This is a genomic window from Streptomyces sp. NPDC097981 (genome assembly GCF_040302565.1).
GTDB lineage: Bacteria > Actinomycetota > Actinomycetes > Streptomycetales > Streptomycetaceae > Streptomyces.
Map to the genome: position 1 here is coordinate 56863 of NZ_JBEORW010000033.1, position 18802 is coordinate 75664.

The 18802-nt window shown below is 72.1% G+C and carries 13 protein-coding genes; 9 read left to right on the top strand and 4 right to left on the bottom strand.

Annotation, left to right across the window (positions count from 1 at the left end; translation table 11 throughout):
- Positions 1 to 72 precede the first annotated feature (72 nt).
- From ABTY04_RS27940 to ABTY04_RS27965, 6 genes are all read left to right on the top strand, one after another.
- Positions 73 to 705 (top strand): winged helix-turn-helix transcriptional regulator, encoded by a 633-nt coding sequence (locus ABTY04_RS27940; protein ID WP_352216157.1) that lies wholly within the window; start codon positions 73 to 75, stop codon positions 703 to 705.
- 352 nt (positions 706 to 1057) lie between these two features.
- Positions 1058 to 1615 carry a C40 family peptidase gene (locus ABTY04_RS27945; RefSeq protein WP_352216158.1) on the top strand — a complete coding sequence of 186 codons (558 nt, stop codon included), beginning with the start codon at positions 1058 to 1060 and terminating at the stop codon, positions 1613 to 1615.
- Positions 1616 to 2109: 494 nt separating this feature from the next.
- Positions 2110 to 2385 (top strand): hypothetical protein, encoded by a 276-nt coding sequence (locus tag ABTY04_RS27950; protein ID WP_352216159.1) that lies wholly within the window; start codon positions 2110 to 2112, stop codon positions 2383 to 2385.
- 57 nt (positions 2386 to 2442) lie between these two features.
- Complete coding sequence (locus ABTY04_RS27955; protein ID WP_352216160.1) at positions 2443 to 4011, top strand: FAD-dependent monooxygenase; 1569 nt, start codon at positions 2443 to 2445, stop codon at positions 4009 to 4011.
- A 226-nt stretch (positions 4012 to 4237) separates the two neighbouring features.
- Positions 4238 to 8170 (top strand): Pls/PosA family non-ribosomal peptide synthetase, encoded by a 3933-nt coding sequence (locus ABTY04_RS27960; protein WP_352216161.1) that lies wholly within the window; start codon positions 4238 to 4240, stop codon positions 8168 to 8170.
- 38 nt (positions 8171 to 8208) lie between these two features.
- Entirely contained in the window at positions 8209 to 9603 is a 1395-nt protein-coding gene (locus ABTY04_RS27965; RefSeq protein WP_352216194.1) for a M1 family metallopeptidase, read from the top strand.
- A 14-nt stretch (positions 9604 to 9617) separates the two neighbouring features.
- Here ABTY04_RS27965 and ABTY04_RS27970 read toward each other — a convergent pair whose 3' ends face one another.
- Positions 9618 to 10685: a saccharopine dehydrogenase family protein gene (locus tag ABTY04_RS27970; protein WP_352216162.1), complete on the bottom strand. Its 1068-nt coding sequence runs from the start codon at positions 10683 to 10685 to the stop codon at positions 9618 to 9620.
- A gap of 103 nt (positions 10686 to 10788) precedes the next feature.
- Between ABTY04_RS27970 and ABTY04_RS27975 the strand changes: the two genes are divergently transcribed.
- A complete protein-coding gene (locus ABTY04_RS27975; protein WP_352216163.1) occupies positions 10789 to 11748 on the top strand; it encodes a helix-turn-helix domain-containing protein in 960 nt (319 codons plus the stop codon).
- A gap of 6 nt (positions 11749 to 11754) precedes the next feature.
- Here ABTY04_RS27975 and ABTY04_RS27980 read toward each other — a convergent pair whose 3' ends face one another.
- The 3 genes from ABTY04_RS27980 to argG form a co-directional block, all read right to left on the bottom strand.
- Positions 11755 to 12930 (bottom strand): epoxide hydrolase family protein, encoded by a 1176-nt coding sequence (locus ABTY04_RS27980; protein WP_352216164.1) that lies wholly within the window; start codon positions 12928 to 12930, stop codon positions 11755 to 11757.
- A 42-nt stretch (positions 12931 to 12972) separates the two neighbouring features.
- Positions 12973 to 14613 carry a serine/threonine-protein kinase gene (locus ABTY04_RS27985; RefSeq protein ID WP_502996734.1) on the bottom strand — a complete coding sequence of 547 codons (1641 nt, stop codon included), beginning with the start codon at positions 14611 to 14613 and terminating at the stop codon, positions 12973 to 12975.
- 189 nt (positions 14614 to 14802) lie between these two features.
- A complete protein-coding gene (argG, locus tag ABTY04_RS27990) occupies positions 14803 to 16251 on the bottom strand; it encodes an argininosuccinate synthase (RefSeq protein ID WP_352216165.1) in 1449 nt (482 codons plus the stop codon).
- A gap of 358 nt (positions 16252 to 16609) precedes the next feature.
- On the opposite strand from argG, the gene ABTY04_RS27995 reads away from it, so the two are divergent.
- Together ABTY04_RS27995 and ABTY04_RS28000 are read left to right on the top strand one after the other, a co-directional pair.
- Positions 16610 to 17341, top strand: coding sequence for a TetR-like C-terminal domain-containing protein (locus ABTY04_RS27995; RefSeq protein ID WP_352216166.1), 732 nt, complete (start codon positions 16610 to 16612; stop codon positions 17339 to 17341).
- Positions 17342 to 17381: 40 nt separating this feature from the next.
- Positions 17382 to 18536: an MAB_1171c family putative transporter gene (locus ABTY04_RS28000; RefSeq protein ID WP_352216167.1), complete on the top strand. Its 1155-nt coding sequence runs from the start codon at positions 17382 to 17384 to the stop codon at positions 18534 to 18536.
- Positions 18537 to 18802 lie beyond the last annotated feature (266 nt).

The following is an 18802-nucleotide window of genomic DNA, read 5'->3' on the forward strand; positions in this document are numbered from 1 at the left end:
AGCACGACCCTCATGCTTGGTTTTACCAAGTACGAGCTTGGAAAGTCCAACATCATGTCTAGACTGCGCTGCATGTCACCACGCCGTCGAAGCTACGACCAGTACTGCGCCTCGGCCCGCGCCCTGGACGCGGTCGGGGACCGCTGGACCCTGCTGATCGTCCGGGAGCTGCTGGCCGGACCACGCCGGTACACCGACCTTCACGCCGATCTCCCCGGCGTCTCCACGGACGTGCTCGCCGCACGGCTCAAGGACATGGAGGCGCAGGGGCTCGCGACGCGCCGCAAGCTGCCGCCGCCCGGGGTCGCGATGGTGTACGAACTGACTCCGCACGGGGCCGGGTTGCTCCCGGTGCTCGCTGCGCTCGCCGAGTGGGGGGCGTCCGACCTCGGCGAGCGCCGGCCCACCGACGCGCTGCGTGCGCACTGGTTCGCCCTGCCCCTCATGCGCCGCCTGCCGGCGGGCGAGGTCCCGGCCGTCGTCGAAGTCGCTCTGGACGAGGGCGTGTTCCACGTCCGCCTCGGGGGTACCGGGCCGGCGTACGGCGACGGGCCCGCGGAAGCACCGGACGCCCGCCTCGCACTCGATGCCGAAACGTGCCGCGCGGTCGGCGCGGGGGTGCTCACTGTGGAGCAGGGCGTCAGGGCGGGCCTGATCGACGTACTCGGTGACGGGCCGGTCGCGACCGCGCTGCGCGGCGACTGATCCCGACGAAATGCAGCTCCGAGGGCCGCGGAACGAGCTTGCGTGCGATACCCGCCGCGGAGAGGATTTCGCGGGACCACTGCTTGCGGATCGCGAATCCGCACCCTGCAGATGAGCAACAGGCAAACCGATCGGGGCACTTCAATGGCTGCCGACCGCCCCTCTACTGCGGGCAGGCCGAGGTTATCCGTACCTGCCGTCGTCGGAGCATTTCGCACTCCGATCTGTTGTTCCGGAATATATTCCATGAATACAAATGCGGGAGATTTTACTCAACCGAGATATTGAAAGGCGTGTCCGATGGGCACGAGTTCGCGGTTATCGGGGAAAACTGGTCCGCCATCGAGAGCCAATGCACAAGTCACCGACGCAGAACCACCCGGAACTGTTTCAGCAACGCAATGCGGAGGTATCACGATTGAGCCACACCGGGACGGACAACCGAAAACCTTCCATCGGCCACCCGACGGCGCGCCGCACCGTCACATCCCTCTCGTTCTTCCTCATAATCTCCCTGGCCAGCTTCACCGGGCCCGTCGCCCAAGCCCAGGCAGCCTCGCCGTACGGTGCCAAGGCTGTCGCCATTGCCGCATCCAAACGGGGCGCGCCCTATGTCTACGGGGCAACGGGGCCGCGGGAATTCGACTGCTCCGGTCTCACCCTCTATGCCTTCCGAGCGGCCGGCCGGACACTCCCCCGCACCGCCGATGAACAATACGCACACACTCACCACATCCGACGCGTTCAACGTGCACCGGGTGACCTTGTCTTCTTCCCCGCAGGCGCAACCATAGGACATGTGGGCATCTATGCCGGTCATGACAAAATCTGGCACGCCCCACGGCCGGGCACACGGGTACGGCTCGAGCGCATCTGGAGCGGAAACGTCCGCTATACCCGCGCCACCTGAGCACCCATGACGAGGTGAAACACGGGGATTTCCCTGAGCCCCCGGCCCACAAGAACGCCCCCTCTTCCGAATTGGCCGACTTCTCGATCACGGCCGTCGGCGGCCGACTCCTGCCCGCCCTGCAGCCCGGTCGGCTCGTGGGGAGGCGCACCCGGTCGTACGGTGGAAGGAGCAGGAGGCGCACCTCCGCACGACTCGGCGGCGGTGTACGTCTCGCCACAGGCCACGAACCGCCCTGCGGCCGCCCCCGGGTGCGGCCGCCCCGGGGCGGGTGCCGTGAGTGGCTCCCCCAGCACCCTGACGAGCGGGAACTGGCGTGTACGCCAAGAACAGGCGGATGCGCCGTGCATGCGCTGCCGCCTGTACGGCCCCGCGGCTCATGCAGGCCGCCGTCGAGTTCTTCGCCGTCATGTCGAGGTAGCCGCACGGCTGCTCCGTGCCGGAACAGGGGAGAGCCCGGACCGCGCGACGATCCAGGGAAGCAGGCATATCCCATGCACACTTCAACCCGTACGGCCGCCGCCCTCACCGGCCTGGTCCTCGCCCTCGGCGGCGCAGCCCTCGCCGCCCCCGCCGCCCGGGCGGACATCCCCGCGTGCACGCAAATGGCCGCGCAGGCGGGTGCCTCCGTCACCGACGCCGTGACGTCGGCGTGCCACCGCGGCGTCTCCGGCGACCTGCAGGGCTGCGTGAGCGGGTTGACCGAGGCCGGAGTGCCGGGTGGCGCGGCGAACGGCGCCTGCCGGGCGGCGGCCCTCGAACCGCGGTAGGCCCGCACGGCTCCGATTCGCGATGGAGCGGACCCGCGGTGATCAGGAGGAATCGGCATGCCCGTGGCAGACGCCGAGGTGGCGGTATTGATCGTCGGGGGTGGGCCGGTCGGGCTCACCGCCCGGGCGCTGCTGGAACGCTGGGGCGTATCGGCCCTGCTGGTCGAGAAGCACGTCGAGCTGTCGCCCTTCCCCCGGTCCCGGCTGGTCAACATTCGCTCGATGGAGATCTTCCGCCGGCTCGGGGTGGACACCCGGATCACGGCCGCCGCGTTCGCGCCGGAGTACGGCCGCATCCGCTTCCGCGACACCCTGTGCGATCACGACTTCGCCACGGCGGCGATGGTCGGGGTCAACGCGCCCGTGCCGGAAAGCCCCGTGACCGGCGTGGTGACCTCGCAGGACCGGCTCGAACCCACCCTGCTCGCCGCAGCAGACGCACCCGTGCGGTTCGGGGTCGAGCTCATCGACCTGACGGAGGAATCCGATGGTGTCGTGGCCTTGCTCGTCGACCGCCGGCGCGGTGAAGAGACCCGCGTCCGTGCCCGCTACGTCATCGCTGCCGACGGCGCGAACTCCACGGTCCGGCAGCGGCTGGCCGTCGACACGACCGGGCCCGGGGCGCTGGGGGACTTCACCACGGTCGTGTTCGACGCCGACCTCGACCGCTGGCGCGCCCGGCAGCCGGCCGGGGTCTACTTCACGGCGCACGGAGGGTTCGGCCCGCTCTACCCCGAAGGCGGCTGGTCCTGGTTCGGCCCCACACCCGAAGACGCCGCGCGCGCCGACTGGCCCGACCTCGTCTCGCGCGCCCTCGGGCCCGGCGCCGGCGTACGGGCCGAGGTGGTGCGGGTTCAGCACTGGGCCCTGAACGCCTTCGTCGCCGAACGCTTCTGCCACGGACGGATCCTGCTCGCCGGCGATGCCGCGCACGCGGTCCCCCCGATCGGCGGCCTGGGCATGAACACCGGGATCGCCGATGTGCACAACCTGTGCTGGAAGCTGGCGGGCGTTCTCCACGGTTGGGCCGGCAGCGGCCTGTTGGCGACCTACGGGGCGGAACGGGAACCCGTCGCCCACCTGACCCTCCGCCAAGCCGTCGCCAACACCCGGCTCATGGTCGAGGTGATGAACCGGCGCCGCGACCAGCTCCGGACGGGCGAAGCAGCATCGGCCGAACTCGAACTGCCCTGGTCGGAAGGGTATTTTGCCCAACTCGGCCTCGTGCTCGGCGTCGCCTACCGCTCCGGCGCCGTCCTCACCGGCGGCGGCGCCCCGCCCGAGCCGTCCCCCGGGAGCACGGACTACGTCCCCACCACGGAGCCGGGGCACCGCATGCCGCACCTTTGGCTCACCCGCAACCGCTCCACGCTCGACGCCGTAGGCGAGTGGTTCACGCTGCTCACCCCGGACCCCGCGCACTGGGACCAGCAGGCGACCGCACCGTGGCCCGTGCGCGTCGAGACCCTGCCCGAGGAGCACACGGACTTCTGCGACCTCGGCCCGGACGGGGCGCTCCTCGTCCGGCCCGACGGCCACATCGGCGCCCGTTGGCGCGAGCGCCCCCCGAGCGGCTCCGCCCTCCGCCACGCCGTCGCCGCCGTCACGGGATCCGCATCCCCCTGATCGGCACCCTGTGCCATCCAGCCGTGGCGCCGCCGTTTCGCCATATGCCGAATGGTTGCGGAGCCTTGGACCACCGTCTCTTCTGCGCCACACGGCAGGCTTCAGCGAGAAAATTCTTGATGGCGCACTAGACTGGCTGGTTGCGTGCCGCCGGACCGGAACAACCCGGGCAGACCCGGGCTCCGCCGGCGACCCGGAGGGTTCCGGGACCGAAACGCGAGGGCCGATGGCAGCCACACCTGAGCGCGGTGAACTGACCCTGCTCGACAACGAGGACGCACGCGGGGACTCCGGCAAATCCGCCCGGTTCTCCGCCGGGCCCGCCGCCCCGACGCGCACCCTCGTGGACATCTTCGAGGCGTCCGTACGGGCGTACCCCGACGAGCCGGCCCTCGACGACGGCACCACCCGGCTGACGTACCGGGCGCTGGCCGCCGAGGTCGAGCGCCGCAGGCGCACCCTGGAGGCCGCCGGGGTGGGTCTCGGCGACCGGGTCGGCGTACGGGTCCCGTCCGGCACCAATGACCTGTACGCGGCCATCCTGGCCGTGCTCTCGGCGGGTGCCGCCTACGTGCCCGTCGACGCCGAGGACCCGGACGAGCGGGCCGAGCTGGTCTTCGGCGAGGCCGGGGTCCGGGCGGTGCTGGGCGCCGGTCAGCGCATCGACGTCAGCGGCCCGGCGGAGGTTCCCGTGTCCGCGGCGCGTCCCGGCCCCGAGCACGACGCATGGATCATCTTCACCTCCGGTTCCACCGGCAGGCCCAAGGGCGTCGCCGTCAGCCATCGCAGCGCCGCCGCGTTCGTGGACGCCGAGGCCGCGCTGTTCCTCGCCGAGGAGCCGATCGGCCCCGGGGACCGGGTCATGGCTGGGCTGTCCGTGGCCTTCGACGCCTCCTGCGAGGAGATGTGGCTGGCCTGGCGCTACGGCGCCTGCCTCGTGCCCGTCCCCCGCTCCCAGGTACGCAGCGGCGCCGACCTCGGCCCCTGGCTGGTGGAGCAGGAGATCACCGTGGTCTCCACGGTGCCGACCCTGGCCGCGCTCTGGGAGCCCGAGGCCCTCGACGAGGTCCGGCTGCTGATCTTCGGCGGCGAGGCCTGCCCGCCCGAGCTGGCCCAGCGCCTGGTCACCGAGGGGCGCGAGGTCTGGAACACGTACGGCCCTACCGAGGCCACCGTCGTGGCCTGCGCCTCGCTGCTGACCGGCGAGGAGCCGATCCGGATCGGCCTCCCGCTCAGCGGCTGGGAACTGGCCGTGGTCGACGAGGCCGGCGAGCCGGTGCCGATGGGCGGCAGCGGCCAGCTCGTCATCGGCGGCGTCGGCCTGGCCCGCTACCTCGACCCGGACAAGGACGCCGAGAAGTACGCCCCGCTGGAATCCCTCGGCTGGCAGCGCGCCTATCGCAGCGGCGACCTCGTACGAGCGGAACCCGAAGGGCTGGTCTTCCTCGGCCGCGGCGACGAGCAGATCAAGCTCGGCGGTCGCCGGATCGAGCTGGGGGAGGTGGACGCCGCGCTGCAGGCCCTGCCCGGCGTCGCCGGGGCGGCCGCGGCCGTGCGCACGGCGCGCAGCGGCAACCAGCTGCTCGTCGGCTACCTGGTCGCCCAGGAGGGCTGGGACCACGCGGCGGCCGTCGAGCGGCTGCGTGCCGAGCTGCCCGCGGCCCTCGTGCCGCTGCTCGCGCCGGTCGACGAACTGCCGACCCGTACCTCCGGCAAGGTGGACCGAGACGCGCTGCCGTGGCCTCTCCCAGCCACCGCTGGAAGGGGCCCCCAGCCCGGACTGGAGACCACGGGCCCCGCCGAACAGCTGTACGGCACCGAGGCCTGGCTCGCCGAGCAGTGGAGCGAGACCCTCGGAGTGGCCGTCACCGGAGCCGCCGACGACTTCTTCGCGATCGGCGGGAACAGCCTCGCCGCCGCCCAGCTCACCACCCGGCTGCGCACCCGCTACCCGCGAGCGGCCGTCCTCGACATCTACCAGCAGCCAGCCCTGCGCAAGCTGGCCCGGCGGCTGGAGAAGTCCGTACGCGACGACGAGGCGGCGCGGGTCGTCAAGCCCGTTCCGCTCCGGTCCAAGGTGGCGCAGTCGCTCCTGCTGCTTCCGCTGTTCACCCTGGTGGGACTGCGCTGGGCGGTGGCGCTGCTTGCGCTGGGCAACGTACTGCACCGGCTCGGGCCCTATCCGTGGGCGCCGACCGCCTCGTGGTGGCTGGTCGCCGCCGGTGCCGTGCTGCTCTTCAGCCCGCCGGGCCGCCTCGTGCTCGCGGCCGGCGGCGCGCGCCTGCTGCTGCGCGGCGTGAAGGCGGGACGCCACCCGCGCGGCGGAAGCGTGCACCTGAGGCTCTGGACGGCCGAGCGGCTGGCCGAGTACGCCGGTGCGACGTCACTGACCGGTTCCTGGCTGGAGCGGTACGCACGGGCTCTGGGAGCCAAGGTGGGCCCCGAGGTGGACCTTCACTCACTGCCTCCGGTGACGGGCATGCTGAAGCTCGGGCGCGGCTGCGCCGTGGAGTCCGAGGTGGACCTCTGCGGGCACTGGCTGGACGGCGACCGGCTGGAGATCGGCCCGGTCAAGGTCGGCGCGGGCGCGGTGGTCGGCACCCGCAGCATGCTCTTCCCCGGTGCTCGCGTCGGCAAGCGGGCCGAGGTGGCGCCCGGCTCGGCCGTGGTCGGGCAGATTCCGACCGGCCAGCGCTGGGCCGGGGCGCCCGCCGTCAAGCTCGGCAAGGCCAAGCACAACTGGCCCAAGGAACGTCCGCCGCGCGGGCTGCCCTGGCGGGCCGCGTACGGGGCGGCCGGCTTCGGGCTCACGGCGCTGCCCGTGCTCGCCACCGTGCCCGCGCTGCTCGTGCTGAGCCGGTTCGTGCCCGCCGGCGCCGGGTTCGCCGAGGCGCTGCGCGGAGCCCTGCTCGCCGTGGTGCCCGGGGCGCTCGCCTACGGGTTCGCGTACGCGCTGCTGCTGCTGGTCTCCGTACGTCTGCTCAGCCTCGGGCTGCGTACCGGAACGCATCCGACGCACAGCCGGGTCGGCTGGCAGGCCTGGACGGTCACCCAGCTGATGGACCTGTCCCGGGAGACGCTCTTCCCGCTGTACGCCGGGCTGATCACGCCGGTGTGGCTGCGGCTGCTCGGCATGAAGATCGGCCGGGGTGCGGAGGTGTCCACGGTGCTCGCGCTGCCCAGTCTCACCACTGTGGGCGAAGGCGCGTTCCTCGCCGACGACACCCTGACCGCCCCCTACGAGCTGGGCGGCGGCTGGATGCGGATCGGCCACTCCGAGATCGGCCGCCGGGCGTTCCTCGGCAACTCCGGCATGACCGCGCCCGGCCGCACCGTGCCGGACGGCGGGCTGGTCGGCGTGCTGTCGGCGACGCCGAAGAAGGCCAAGAAGGGCAGCTCGTACCTGGGCCTGCCGCCGGTCCGGCTGCCCCGGTCCGCCGAATCCTCCGACCAGAGCCGGACGTACGATCCGCCCGCGCGGCTGCTGTGGGCGCGCGGCCTGGTGGAGCTGTGCCGCCTCGTCCCGGTGTTCTGCTCGGCAGCCCTGGCCGTCCTGACGGTGGCGGCGCTCTGCGCGCTGAGCGCGGAGGACGGGTTCGGGGTCCGGGGAGCCGTGCTGCTGTCCGGAGCGGTGCTGCTCACCGCCGGGGTGGCGGCGTGTGCGGTCTCGGTGGCCGCGAAGTGGCTGCTGGTGGGCCGGCACCGGGCGGGAGAGCACCCGCTGTGGAGCGGCTTCGTGTGGCGCAACGAGCTGGCCGACACCTTCGTCGAGGTACTGGCCGTGCCGTGGCTGGCCGGATCGGTGCCCGGTACGCCGCTGCTGGCCCTGTGGCTGCGCGGGCTCGGGGGCCGGATCGGGCGGGGTGTGTGGTGCGAGAGCTACTGGCTGCCGGAGACGGACCTGGTGGTGCTGGGCGACGCGGTCAGTGTGAACCGCGGCTGCGTGTTGCAGACGCACCTCTTCCACGACCGGATCTTGAGGACGGATACTGTGGTTCTCCGCGAGGGCGCCACCCTGGGTCCGGGCGGCATCGTCCTGCCCGGGAGTACGGTCGGGGCCCACAGCACACTGGGGCCCGCCTCTCTCGTGATGGCCGGGGAATCCGTCCCCGCCGGCACCCGGTGGCTGGGCAATCCGATCGAGGCATGGCGGACCTGACAGGGCCCGAGCACAGCGCAGGGAGCGGAAGCGGCGAAATGAACGGCCAGAAGACAGCGGTATCGGACCCGTACTTTCCGGCCAACGGCGATTCCCGTTACCGCGTGCACCGGTACGAACTCGCTCTGGAGTACCGTCCCGGTCCCAACCGGCTGGCCGGGACGGCCCGGCTCAGTGCGATCGCCGGGCGGGCGCCGCTCACGGAGTTCCACCTGAACCTGGCCGAGTTCAAAATAGGCCGGGTCATGGTGAACGGCCGGGCCCCGCACTACACCCACCGGGGCGGCAAGCTCCGTATCCGGCCGGCCAAGCCGCTGCCCGCCGGCGCCGCGTTCACGGTGGAGGTGCACTGGGCGGGCAACCCCAAGCCGGTCCGCAGCCCCTGGGGCGGTCTCGGCTGGGAGGAGCTGACCGACGGCGCGCTGGTGGCCAGCCAGCCGGTCGGCGCACCCTCCTGGTACCCGTGCAACGACCGGCCCGCCGACAAGGCCTCGTACCAGATCTCGGTGAACACGCCGTCCGCCTACACGGTGGTGGCCGGCGGCCGGCTGCTCACCCGGACGACCAAGGCCAGCACGACGACCTGGGTGTACGAACAGCCGGCGCCGACGTCAAGCTACCTGGTCGGCCTGTCCATCGGCCTGTACCAGACGGTGCTGCTCGGCGACCCCGGCCTCGGCGGCGTGCCGCAGAGCGCCCACGTGCCGGCGCACCTGCTGTCGCGGTTCTCCCGTGACTTCGCCCGGCAACCCGCCATGATGCAGCTGTTCGAGGAGCTGTTCGGGCCCTATCCATTCGCGGAATACGCGGTGGTCGTCGCCGACGAGGAGCTGGACGTCCCGGTGGAGGCCCAGGGTCTCTCCCTGTTCGGCGCCAACCACGTCGACGGGGGACGCGGATCGGAGCGCCTCATCGCCCATGAGCTCGCGCACCAGTGGTTCGGCAACAGCGTGACCATCGCCGACTGGCGGCACATCTGGCTGAACGAGGGCTTCGCGAAGTACGCCGAATGGCTCTGGTCGGAGCGCTCCGGCGGCCGCACCGCACACGAGCTGGCGGCCGCCGCACACCGGCTGCTGGCCTCGCAGGCACAGGATCTGCGGCTGGTCGACCCGGGGCGCAAGCTGATGTTCGACGACCGCCTGTACCAGCGCGGGGGTCTCGCCATGCACGCGATCCGCTGCACGCTGGGCGACGACGCCTTCTTCCGCATGCTCCGCGACTGGGCCACCGTGCACCGCCACGGTGTGGTGACCACCGCGGGCTTCCTCACCCATGTGGCCCGCTACGCGGCCGAACCGGTGGACGACCTGTTCTCGGTCTGGCTGTACGAGCCGTCCCTGCCGCCGCTGCCGGTACCGCCGGCGCCGGCCCGGCCCGGATACCCGCCCACGAACGGCCGGCCCGCGGGCCAGGGCCGGACCTCCGCCTGACCGGCCGGTCGGGGTCACCCCGATTCCTCCGCGGTTTCGGCGGCACCGAGCTCGTACGAGAGGTGGTGCGGAGCCAGCGAGCCCAGGAAGCTGTGCGCGTCGAAGATCTCGCCGGGCGCGGCGACCCCGGCGGTCTTGACCTGCCCTGCGAGGACCCGGCCCACCGCCTCGACGACGAGCGGCGCGGTGACGGCGTAGATGTCCTGGCCGCGGGCCACCGCACGACGCCGGGTGCCGCCCGCGCGGACGGTGACGTCGACGAGGAAGGTCTGCGCCGACCGCCCCCGCTCGTCGACCGGCTCGGGCGGTGCGGTGTCCGGGGCCAGGACGTCCTTGACGGCCTCGGCCGTCATGAAGGTGTGGATGTCCGGGGCGGACAGGTGGCGCGGGATGGTCACGCTGTCCGCGGTGGTGAACTCGCCGACCACGGCCCGGTTTCCGACCGGAGCGGGGAAGGACCACCGGCTGGAGGGCGCTTCGTCCGTACGCAGCTCCAGCCGCCCCTTCGCGTAGACGAGCCGCCGGCCCTCACGCCGGCCCCGCGAGACCTTGCCGGACCCGCGGGTCCCGGCCGTGGGCTGCCAGCTGCTGAGGGCGTACGCGATGTGCACCTCGTCGGCCGCCACGGCGTCGCCCAGTGCGGCGGTGGCGAGCAGGTCGCCGAGGCCGCCGTAGAACGCCATCGCGGGCACGACCACGATCCCGGCGTCGCGGGCCCGGTCCGCGAAGTGGGCGAACGTGTCGGCGACGGCCTCCACTTCGGCCGCGACGTCCAGGTAGGCGATCCGTGCGCGCAGCGCCGCCTCGATGACCGGTGCCGACGTCGCGGCGAACGGCCCGGCGCAGTTGACCACGGCTGCCGCGCCGGCCAGGGCGCGGTCGAGCGAGGCCGGGTCGTCGGCCGGTGCCGGCCGGACGTCGAGTCCGGGAAAATCGCCGGCCAGCGCGCGGAGCTTGCCGGCGTCGCGGCCTGACAGGATCGGGGTCAGCCCCCGGTCCAGCAGTTCGGCCACGACGAAGCGCCCGGTGTGCCCGTAGGCGCCGAACACCGTTACCGCCGCCGCCCCTTGACTCGATCCCATGAGGTCCCCCGTTTCGCACGCGAATGATCAACGGCTGCCATCCTGCCCGCGCCGGGCGACGGCCGGGAGTGGCGGCAATGACATGCCCCGTACACTTTCGGACATGACCCTTGTCGCACTGGCCGTCACTCCGGGGGTCCTGCACTTCGAACTCGCCGCGGCGTGCGATGTGTTCGGCGTCGACCGGTCCGATCTCGTCGACCCCTGGTACGAGTTCGCGGTCTGCGGGCCGGACACCGTGCCGGTCGGCGGCCGCTTCCGGCTCGAATCCGACGCGGGACTGGACCGGCTCGTGGACGCGGACACCGTGATCGTCCCGGCGTGCGCCGATCCGGACGCGGACCCGCCCGCCGAACTGGTCGATGCCGTGCGCGCCGCACACGATGCGGGAGCCCGGGTGGCCTCCCTGTGTACGGGCGCGTTCGTGCTGGCCGCCGCGGGTCTGCTGGACGGGCGCCGCGCCACCACCCACTGGCTGCACGCCGCGGCGCTGGCCGCCAAGTACCCCCGGGTGAAGGTGGATCCGGACGTGCTCTACATCGACCACGGCAGCGTGCTCACCTCGGCCGGCAAGGCCGCCGCGATGGACCTGTGCCTTCACCTGGTCCGGATCGACCACGGCTCGGCCGTCGCCAACCAGGTGGCGCGCCGCCTGGTCGTGCCGCCCCACCGGGCCGGGGGCCAGGCCCAGTTCGTCGCCACCCCGGTTCCCGAACCCCGCGACCACCCCCTCGGGGCGCTGCTGGCCTGGGCGGTGGAGCGGCTCGACCAGCCGCTCACCGTGGAGGACCTGGCCCGGCGGGCGAACATGAGCTCACGTCACCTGGCGCGCGTGTTCACCGACATCACGGGCACCACTCCCCTGCGCTGGCTGCTCACCCAGCGCGTCCACCGTGCGCAGGAACTCCTCGAAACCACCGACAACACCATCGGCGCGATCGCCACGGCCACCGGCATGGGCAGCGACACCACGCTGCGGCGCCACTTCAACCGCGCCGTCGGCGTACCCCCGGAGGCCTACCGGCGCACCTTCCGCAGCAGCGCGGCCCACGCCGGCCGGTAACCGTCCTCATTCCGTCGCCGCCTCCCGGTACGGGCGGAAGAACGCGCGCAGCTCCTGCGCGTACAGCTCGGGCTCCTCGAACGGCGCGAAGTGACCGCCCCGCGCGGGCTCGGTCACCCGCACGACGTTCGCCGTGCGTTCGAGCCACGCCCGCGGCGGACGGAGGACGTCGCCCTGGAAGAGCGAGAAGCCGGACGGCACCTCGACCCGGCGGGCATGCTGGGCGGGCGGGATCGCGGCGTTCGCGCGGTACATGCGCATCGACGAGCCGATCGTCCCCGTGAGCCAGTAGAGCGTGACGTCCGTGAGGATCTCGTCCTTCGTGAACCGCCGTTCGACGTCTCCGTCGCAGTCGCTCCACGCCCGGAGCTTCTCGACGATCCACGCGGCGAGGCCGGCCGGCGAATCGGTGAGCCCGAACGCAGCGGTCTGGGGTTTCGTACGGTGCACGGCGGCGTAGGCGCCCTCGGCCGCACCCCAGGCCGCGGCGCGGTCGAGCCAGGCGCGTTCCTCGGGCGCGACGTCGGCCGGGTCCCCGCTGAACAGCGGCAGCCCGGCGTCGGTGCGGTGGACGGCCACCACCCGGTCGGGGTGGTCGAGTGCGAGGTAGCGGCTCACGTGGCTGCCGATGTCCCCGCCCGCCGCACCGAACCGGGCGTAGCCGAGGATCCCCATGAGCTCGGCCCACAGGCCGGCGACGGCAATGGAGTCGAGGGGCGCGCCGCCGGGGCGGTCGGAGTACCCGTAGCCCGGCAGGTCGGGCACCACGACGTCGAACGCGTCGGCGGGATCGGCGCCGTGCGCCCCGGGGTCGGTGAGGAGCGGGATGACCTTCGAGTAGCGCCAGAACGAGTCCGGCCAGCCGTGACTGAGGACCAGCGGAAGGACGGGCCCGGCCGGCGCGGCGGCCCGGGCGTGCACGAAGTGGATGCCGAGGCCGCCCAGGAGCACCCGGAAGTGGGGGAGCCGGGCGAGCGCCACCTCCTGCGCCGGCCAGTCGAACCCGTCCGCCCAGTAGGCCACGAGCTCGCGCAGGTAGCCGCGGTCGGTCCCGAGCGACCAGCCGGCGTCCTCGGGCATGTCCGGCCACCGTGTCGCGCGCAGCCGCGCGCGCAGGTCGTCGAGCGCCGCGGGGGCGGTCTGCGGGGTGAACGGCTCGGGGCGGGGGGAGACGTCCGGCATGGCACACATCCCAGGCCCTGCCGTCCGGGTGGGCCCGGTGTGTCAGCAGCGGGTCGACGGGCCGCTCTGGCGGGTGAGGTTGTCGTTGGACATCCAGCCGGAGGCGTCCGTGTCGGCGACGCGGACGAAGGTCCACTTGTTGCCGTACGCGTTGACGACGTAGCACTGGTACAGGAGTTTCGTGCCGGACTTGGCCATCGTCACGGAAGGACAGGTCTGATAGGGCCCGGTGGTGATGTGGAAGTTGCCCGACATGTAGCCGTAGGTTCCGGGGTTGCGGTCCTGATGGCTCCAACCGGTGCAGCCCGTCGACACGGGAGCGGGATCGGTCGACGGGGAGACCGAGGTCTGCGGCGCCGGGCCGCCGCCCTTGCCGCCCGGCGTCGGCGACTTGCCGGGCTTGCCGCCCTCCTTGGCCGGTTTCGGAGACCGGGAGGTTTCAGGCGCGGAAGGGTTGTGGGGGGCCTGGGAAGCAGCGGCTTGTGCCTGTTGACCGGCCTTGCCGCCGTGCTTGCCCGCCATGGCATACGTGAGACCGCCCGCGGCGAGTACGACGGCGACCGCGGCCGCGATGACGAGGGGTCCGCGAACCGTTCTTCCGGTGCCCGGGTCGTGGGAGGCGGTCGGCACGCCCCTCTGCGCGACGGCGTCCGGCCGGCCGGGGGGCGGGGTGCCGGTATGGGGCTGCGGGAAGGGCCGGGAGTACGGGACCGGAGCGGGGCCGTAGCCGGGCGGCGGCGCCGGGACGCCTGCGGGCACGGCCGCGGGTGCGGGCGCCGATGTCGCGGGTGGGCCGGGCACAGGCGCCGCCCCGATCGCACTCCGGCCCTCGGCCACCGACGCCAGCATCTCGCGTGCCCGGCCGGCGGTGGGCCGGTGCTGTGGTTCCTTGGCCATGAGCGCCTGCAGTACGGGCGCCAGTGCTCCGGCCCGGCGGGCCTCCGGCAGCGGCTCGGTGACGATCGCCGACAGCGTGGACCACGCGGACGTACGGCGGAACGGCGACGTGCCCTCCACGGCGGCGTAGAGCGTCATGCCGAGCGACCAGATGTCCGATGCGGGTCCGGGCTCCGTGCCCTGTGCGCGCTCCGGCGGGAGGTAGTCGAGGGAGCCGATGATGTCGCCGCTGCGGGTCAGCTTGGCCATGTCCTCGTCGCCCGGGGCCTGCAGCGTGGCGATGCCGAAGTCGGTGAGTACGACCCGCCCGTCGCGCTCCAGCAGTACGTTGGCCGGTTTGACGTCGCGGTGCAGGACGCCGGCCCGGTGTGCGGCGTCGAGCGCGTCCATCAGTTCGGCGCCGATCGCGGCGGCCTCGCGGGGATCGAGCGGGCCGCGCTTCTCCAGTACGTCGTCGAGGGAGGGCCCGTCGACGAGCTCCATCACGATGACCGGCAGCCCCTCCTCCTCGGTCACGTCGTGCACGGTGACCACACCGGCGTGGCGGATGCGGGCAGCGGCCTGTGCTTCCCGCTGCATCCGGGTGCGCAGATCGGCCAGTTCGGCCGCGGACGCGTCGGTGTAGGCCCGCATGACCTTGACGGCGACTTCCCTGCCGAGCAGTTCGTCGACCGCGCGGGCGACCACTCCCATGCCGCCGCGTCCGATCACCGCGGTCACCCGGTACCGCCCGCCGAGCATCCTGCCGACCAGCTCCGCGCCGTTCGCCTCCCCCGCCGCCACCACACGCTCCGTCCTTCGCCGTTCGCCAACTCACGTACTGAGCCGGGCCCCAGCGTAGTGGCACGCACATTCGGATCGGGGTCGCGACGCGGCCTCCGGCCGCGGCTGCAGCGTTGCCTGAAACACCTCGGGCGGTCCGACACGGCGGCGCCGTGCCGGACCGCCCGGGGCTGTGGCTGGCGGATGCACCGGTCAGTCGGTGCCGAACTCCATCGCGGCGCGGTCCAGCAGCTCGTCGTCGCCGGACACCTCGCCGCGGGAGGCGATGGCCTCCGCGCCGCCTTCCGGCATGGCACCGATCAGGCCGGTCGCGGCCGCCTGGGCGGCGCCGATCAGCTCGGGGTGGGCGGTGCCGACGATGCCGAGGCCGGCGTACTGCTCCAGCCGGGCGCGCGAGTCGGCGATGTCGAGGTTGCGCATGGTGAGCTGGCCGATCCGGTCCACGGGGCCGAACGCCGAGTCCTCGGTGCGCTCCATCGACAGCTTGTCCGGGTGGTAGCTGAAGGCGGGGCCGGTGGTGTTCAGGATCGAGTAGTCCTCACCGCGCCGCAGCCGCAGGGTCACCTCGCCGGTGACCGCGGAGCCGACCCAGCGCTGCAGCGACTCGCGGACCATCAGCGCCTGCGGGTCCAGCCAGCGGCCCTCGTACATCAGCCGGCCGAGGCGCCGTCCCTCGTTGTGGTAGTGCGCGAGGGTGTCCTCGTTGTGGATCGCATTGACGAGCCGCTCGTACGCGGCGTGCAGCAGCGCCATGCCGGGCGCCTCGTAGATCCCGCGGCTCTTCGCCTCGATGATCCGGTTCTCGATCTGGTCCGACATGCCCATGCCGTGGCGGCCGCCGATCGCGTTGGCCTCCATGACCAGGTCGACCGGGGAGTGGAACTGCTTGCCGTTGATCGTCACCGGGCGGCCCTGGTCGAAGCCGATCGTGACGTCCTCGGCGGCGATCTCGACCGAGGGGTCCCAGAACCGGACGCCCATGATCGGTTCCACGGTCTCCACGCCGGTGTCGAGGTGCTCCAGCGTCTTGGCCTCGTGGGTGGCGCCCCAGATGTTGGCGTCGGTGGAGTACGCCTTCTCGGTGCTGTCGCGGTACGGCAGCCCGTGGGCGACCAGCCACTCCGACATCTCCTTGCGCCCGCCCAGCTCGGAGACGAAGTCGGCGTCGAGCCACGGCTTGTAGATGCGCAGGTGGGGGTTGGCGAGCAGGCCGTAGCGGTAGAACCGCTCGATGTCATTGCCCTTGAACGTCGAGCCGTCGCCCCAGATCTGTACGTCGTCCTCAAGCATCGCGCGGACCAGCAGGGTGCCGGTGACGGCGCGGCCGAGCGGCGTCGTGTTGAAGTAGGCACGGCCGCCCGAGCGGATGTGGAACGCACCGCAGGCGAGCGCGGCCAGGCCCTCCTCGACCAGCGCCGCCCGGCAGTCGACCAGGCGCGCGATCTCGGCACCGTAGGTCTTCGCGCGGCCGGGCACCGAGGCGATGTCGGGCTCGTCGTACTGGCCGATGTCGGCGGTGTAGGTGCAGGGGACGGCCCCCTTGTCGCGCATCCACGCGACCGCGACGGAGGTGTCGAGACCGCCGGAGAAGGCGATGCCGACGCGCTCGCCGGTGGGCAGGGAGGTGAGAACCTTAGACATGGGAAGAGTATGCACTTAAATGCATGTCTATGCAAACGCACCCTCGCTTCCCGGTGAAGATGATCTCTTCCGGGCGACGGGTCGTCCCGGCGGGGTCGCAGCAGCATCGACACGGCGACTCCCACTACGGACGTCACCGTACGTGTTCAGGTGTCACTCACGGTACACAGTCGGGTGCGGCGCCGCACTCGCCCCACGCCCGAGCCCCTGCCGGGCGGGAGTGGAAAGGAGCCAACCAGGTGCGGGTTTGAGCCCGTTGTCCGGAACCGATCGGCCTATGGCCCGGATCACAGGGCCTTTCCGGGGTGCTCCCTCGAATGCGCCCGGGGCCGTGGTGGCTGACAGGTACGGTTTGGCCATGGATGCTTCCACCAGCGCTACCGATGAGAACGCCACGCGACCGGCCGCCATCAAGGCCGCCGCACGCCAACTGCTGGTGAAACTGGGCGCCGGAGGGCTCTCGCTGGAAGCCGCCGCCGAGGACAGCGGTCTTGCCGTCGCCGAGGTGGAGGGCGTCTTCCCCCATCGGGACGACCTGCTGACCGCGCTCGTCATCGACGCGTACAACGACTCCGCCGCCGCGATGGAGCAGGCCGATGCGGCGGCCGGCGCCGCCGGAGCGTCGGCCGGGACGCGACTCCTCGCGGTGACGCGCGCGCTGCGGAAGTGGTCCTTCGACAACTCCGGGGAATTCACGCTGATCTACGGCTCCCCCGTTCCCGGATACCACGCCCCGCAGGACACCGTCCCGGCCGCGTCGCGCACCCCCGCCGTACTGGCCGGCATCGTGCGCTCCGCGCTGGCGGCGGGCGAACTCACCCCGCCCCGGCGGCCGTTGACCGGTCCGACGCTGCTCCTGCCGGAGGCCGTGGAGCTCTTCGGCGGCGCGCCGGAGGCTCCGTTCTCGGACCTCATCGAGCGCGGCATCGTGCTGTGGAGCAATCTGATCGGGCTCCTGGTGTTCCAGGTCTTCAGCCGTACCCACGACAGCGTCCGGGACGAGTCCGCGTACTTCGACTTCGCCATTGCCGTGGCGGCCGAAGCCATCGGGCTGACGGTTCCTCTGGACGAGAACACCCACACCGACTAATCCGTCTGCCGCGCATGCGGCACCGGCGGGGAATCAGGCCGTGAACACCACCCGAACCCTCTGCTTCGTCATCGCGGCGCTCTCGTCGTACGCCGCACTCGTCTACCGGCTGTGCCAAGTGGGACGCAGCCGGGGGGACAGTGCCTACCGCGCCCTGGTGATCACCCTGCTGCTCCAGTGCCTCACCTTCACGATGGGCGCCGTCGCCATGGGGGGCAAGAGCTTCCTCGGCGTCGGGAACCTCGCCATCCTGGTGATGCACGTATCGGCGGTGGCGTTCTGCGTCAGCGCGCAGATCATCCTGCTGCGCTGGGCCACCGCCACCGAGGAGGCGGTACGGAAGGTCCGCTACTGGCTGGTGACGGGGGTCACCCTCAGCGCGCTCCTGACAGCACTCTTCTTCATCGCCGACGGACCCGGCCGGCCGGCAACGGACTTCAACACCGGCAGCGGCCAACCGCTGGTCCTCACCTACCTCCTGGTCTTCATCGTCTCCCAGGCGGTTCCGTGCGTGACCATCTTCCGCCAGTGCGGCCCCTACGCCCGCATGACGGGCAAGGCCTCGCTGCGGCAGGCCCTGCGGCTGCTCTCGGTGGCCGCGGTGGTCCTCTTCCTCTACTGCCTGTGCCGGACGGTCAACATCCTCACCGCCGCGTGGGGGATCGACATCGGCGTGTGGCAGGTCGCCGCCAACATCTTCAGTGCGGCGGGCATCGTCGTGCTCTCGCTGAGCCTGACCATCTCCTCCTGGGAGGCATCGGCCGCCAAACTGCTGGAATGGGTGCGCAGTTACCGTGCGTACCGGGCGCTCTACCCGCTCTGGCGGGACCTGTACGAGTCGTCCCCGGACATCGTGCTGGAGCCGCCGGGGCCGGCTGCGGTATCCGACCTCAACTACCGCCTGCACCGGCGGGTCATCGAAATACGGGACGGGTGGCGGGACTTGCGCCCGTACATCGACCGGTCCGCCTCAGGCACCGGCGAAGCGGAAGCCGACGCCGGAGGCGGCAACGAATCCCGGCAGGCGTTCGCCGAGGCGGCGCAGATCAAGCAGGCCCTGCACGCCAAGCGCACGGGCACCGTTCCCGATCACAGCAAGGACGCGGGGGACTTCGACGACCGCGACACGGACAACTTCACCGCGGAGGTCGCCTGGCTCACGCAGGTCGCATCCGTCTACCGCAAGATCGGTTGAGCGGGTCGAGAACTCCCGCCCGGTCTGCCCGCCCGTCAGGCCGGGCGGGATTCCCCGTTGCAGTCCCCGTTGCCCCCGCGGCTCCCCGCCCCGGTTCGGGCCCGGCGGGTCCGGTCCGGCCGGCCCCCATCCCCCCGAAGGCCGGCCGGGCCGGGCCGATACGACTGGCAACGCACTCAGCTACCCCCGTAAGCAAAGTTAGCTGTCAGCTATCGACGAGGTCCACGGTGGCGGACTCGGGTCAGATTGTCAACTGACCGCTAATC

Excerpts from the sequence above, each read along its gene's own strand:
- ABTY04_RS27965 (WP_352216194.1), top strand. The coding sequence starts at position 8,209 with ATGAACGGCCAGAAGACAGCGGTATCGGACCCGTACTTTCCGGCCAAC.
- ABTY04_RS27975 (WP_352216163.1), top strand. The coding sequence starts at position 10,789 with ATGACCCTTGTCGCACTGGCCGTCACTCCGGGGGTCCTGCACTTCGAA.
- ABTY04_RS27955 (WP_352216160.1), top strand. The coding sequence starts at position 2,443 with ATGCCCGTGGCAGACGCCGAGGTGGCGGTATTGATCGTCGGGGGTGGG.
- ABTY04_RS27950 (WP_352216159.1), top strand. The coding sequence starts at position 2,110 with ATGCACACTTCAACCCGTACGGCCGCCGCCCTCACCGGCCTGGTCCTC.
- ABTY04_RS27960 (WP_352216161.1), top strand. The coding sequence starts at position 4,238 with ATGGCAGCCACACCTGAGCGCGGTGAACTGACCCTGCTCGACAACGAG.
- ABTY04_RS27945 (WP_352216158.1), top strand. The coding sequence starts at position 1,058 with ATGCACAAGTCACCGACGCAGAACCACCCGGAACTGTTTCAGCAACGC.
- ABTY04_RS27940 (WP_352216157.1), top strand. The coding sequence starts at position 73 with ATGTCACCACGCCGTCGAAGCTACGACCAGTACTGCGCCTCGGCCCGC.
- ABTY04_RS27980 (WP_352216164.1), bottom strand. The coding sequence starts at position 12,930 with ATGCCGGACGTCTCCCCCCGCCCCGAGCCGTTCACCCCGCAGACCGCC.
- ABTY04_RS27970 (WP_352216162.1), bottom strand. The coding sequence starts at position 10,685 with ATGGGATCGAGTCAAGGGGCGGCGGCGGTAACGGTGTTCGGCGCCTAC.
- ABTY04_RS27995 (WP_352216166.1), top strand. The coding sequence starts at position 16,610 with ATGGATGCTTCCACCAGCGCTACCGATGAGAACGCCACGCGACCGGCC.
- argG (WP_352216165.1), bottom strand. The coding sequence starts at position 16,251 with ATGTCTAAGGTTCTCACCTCCCTGCCCACCGGCGAGCGCGTCGGCATC.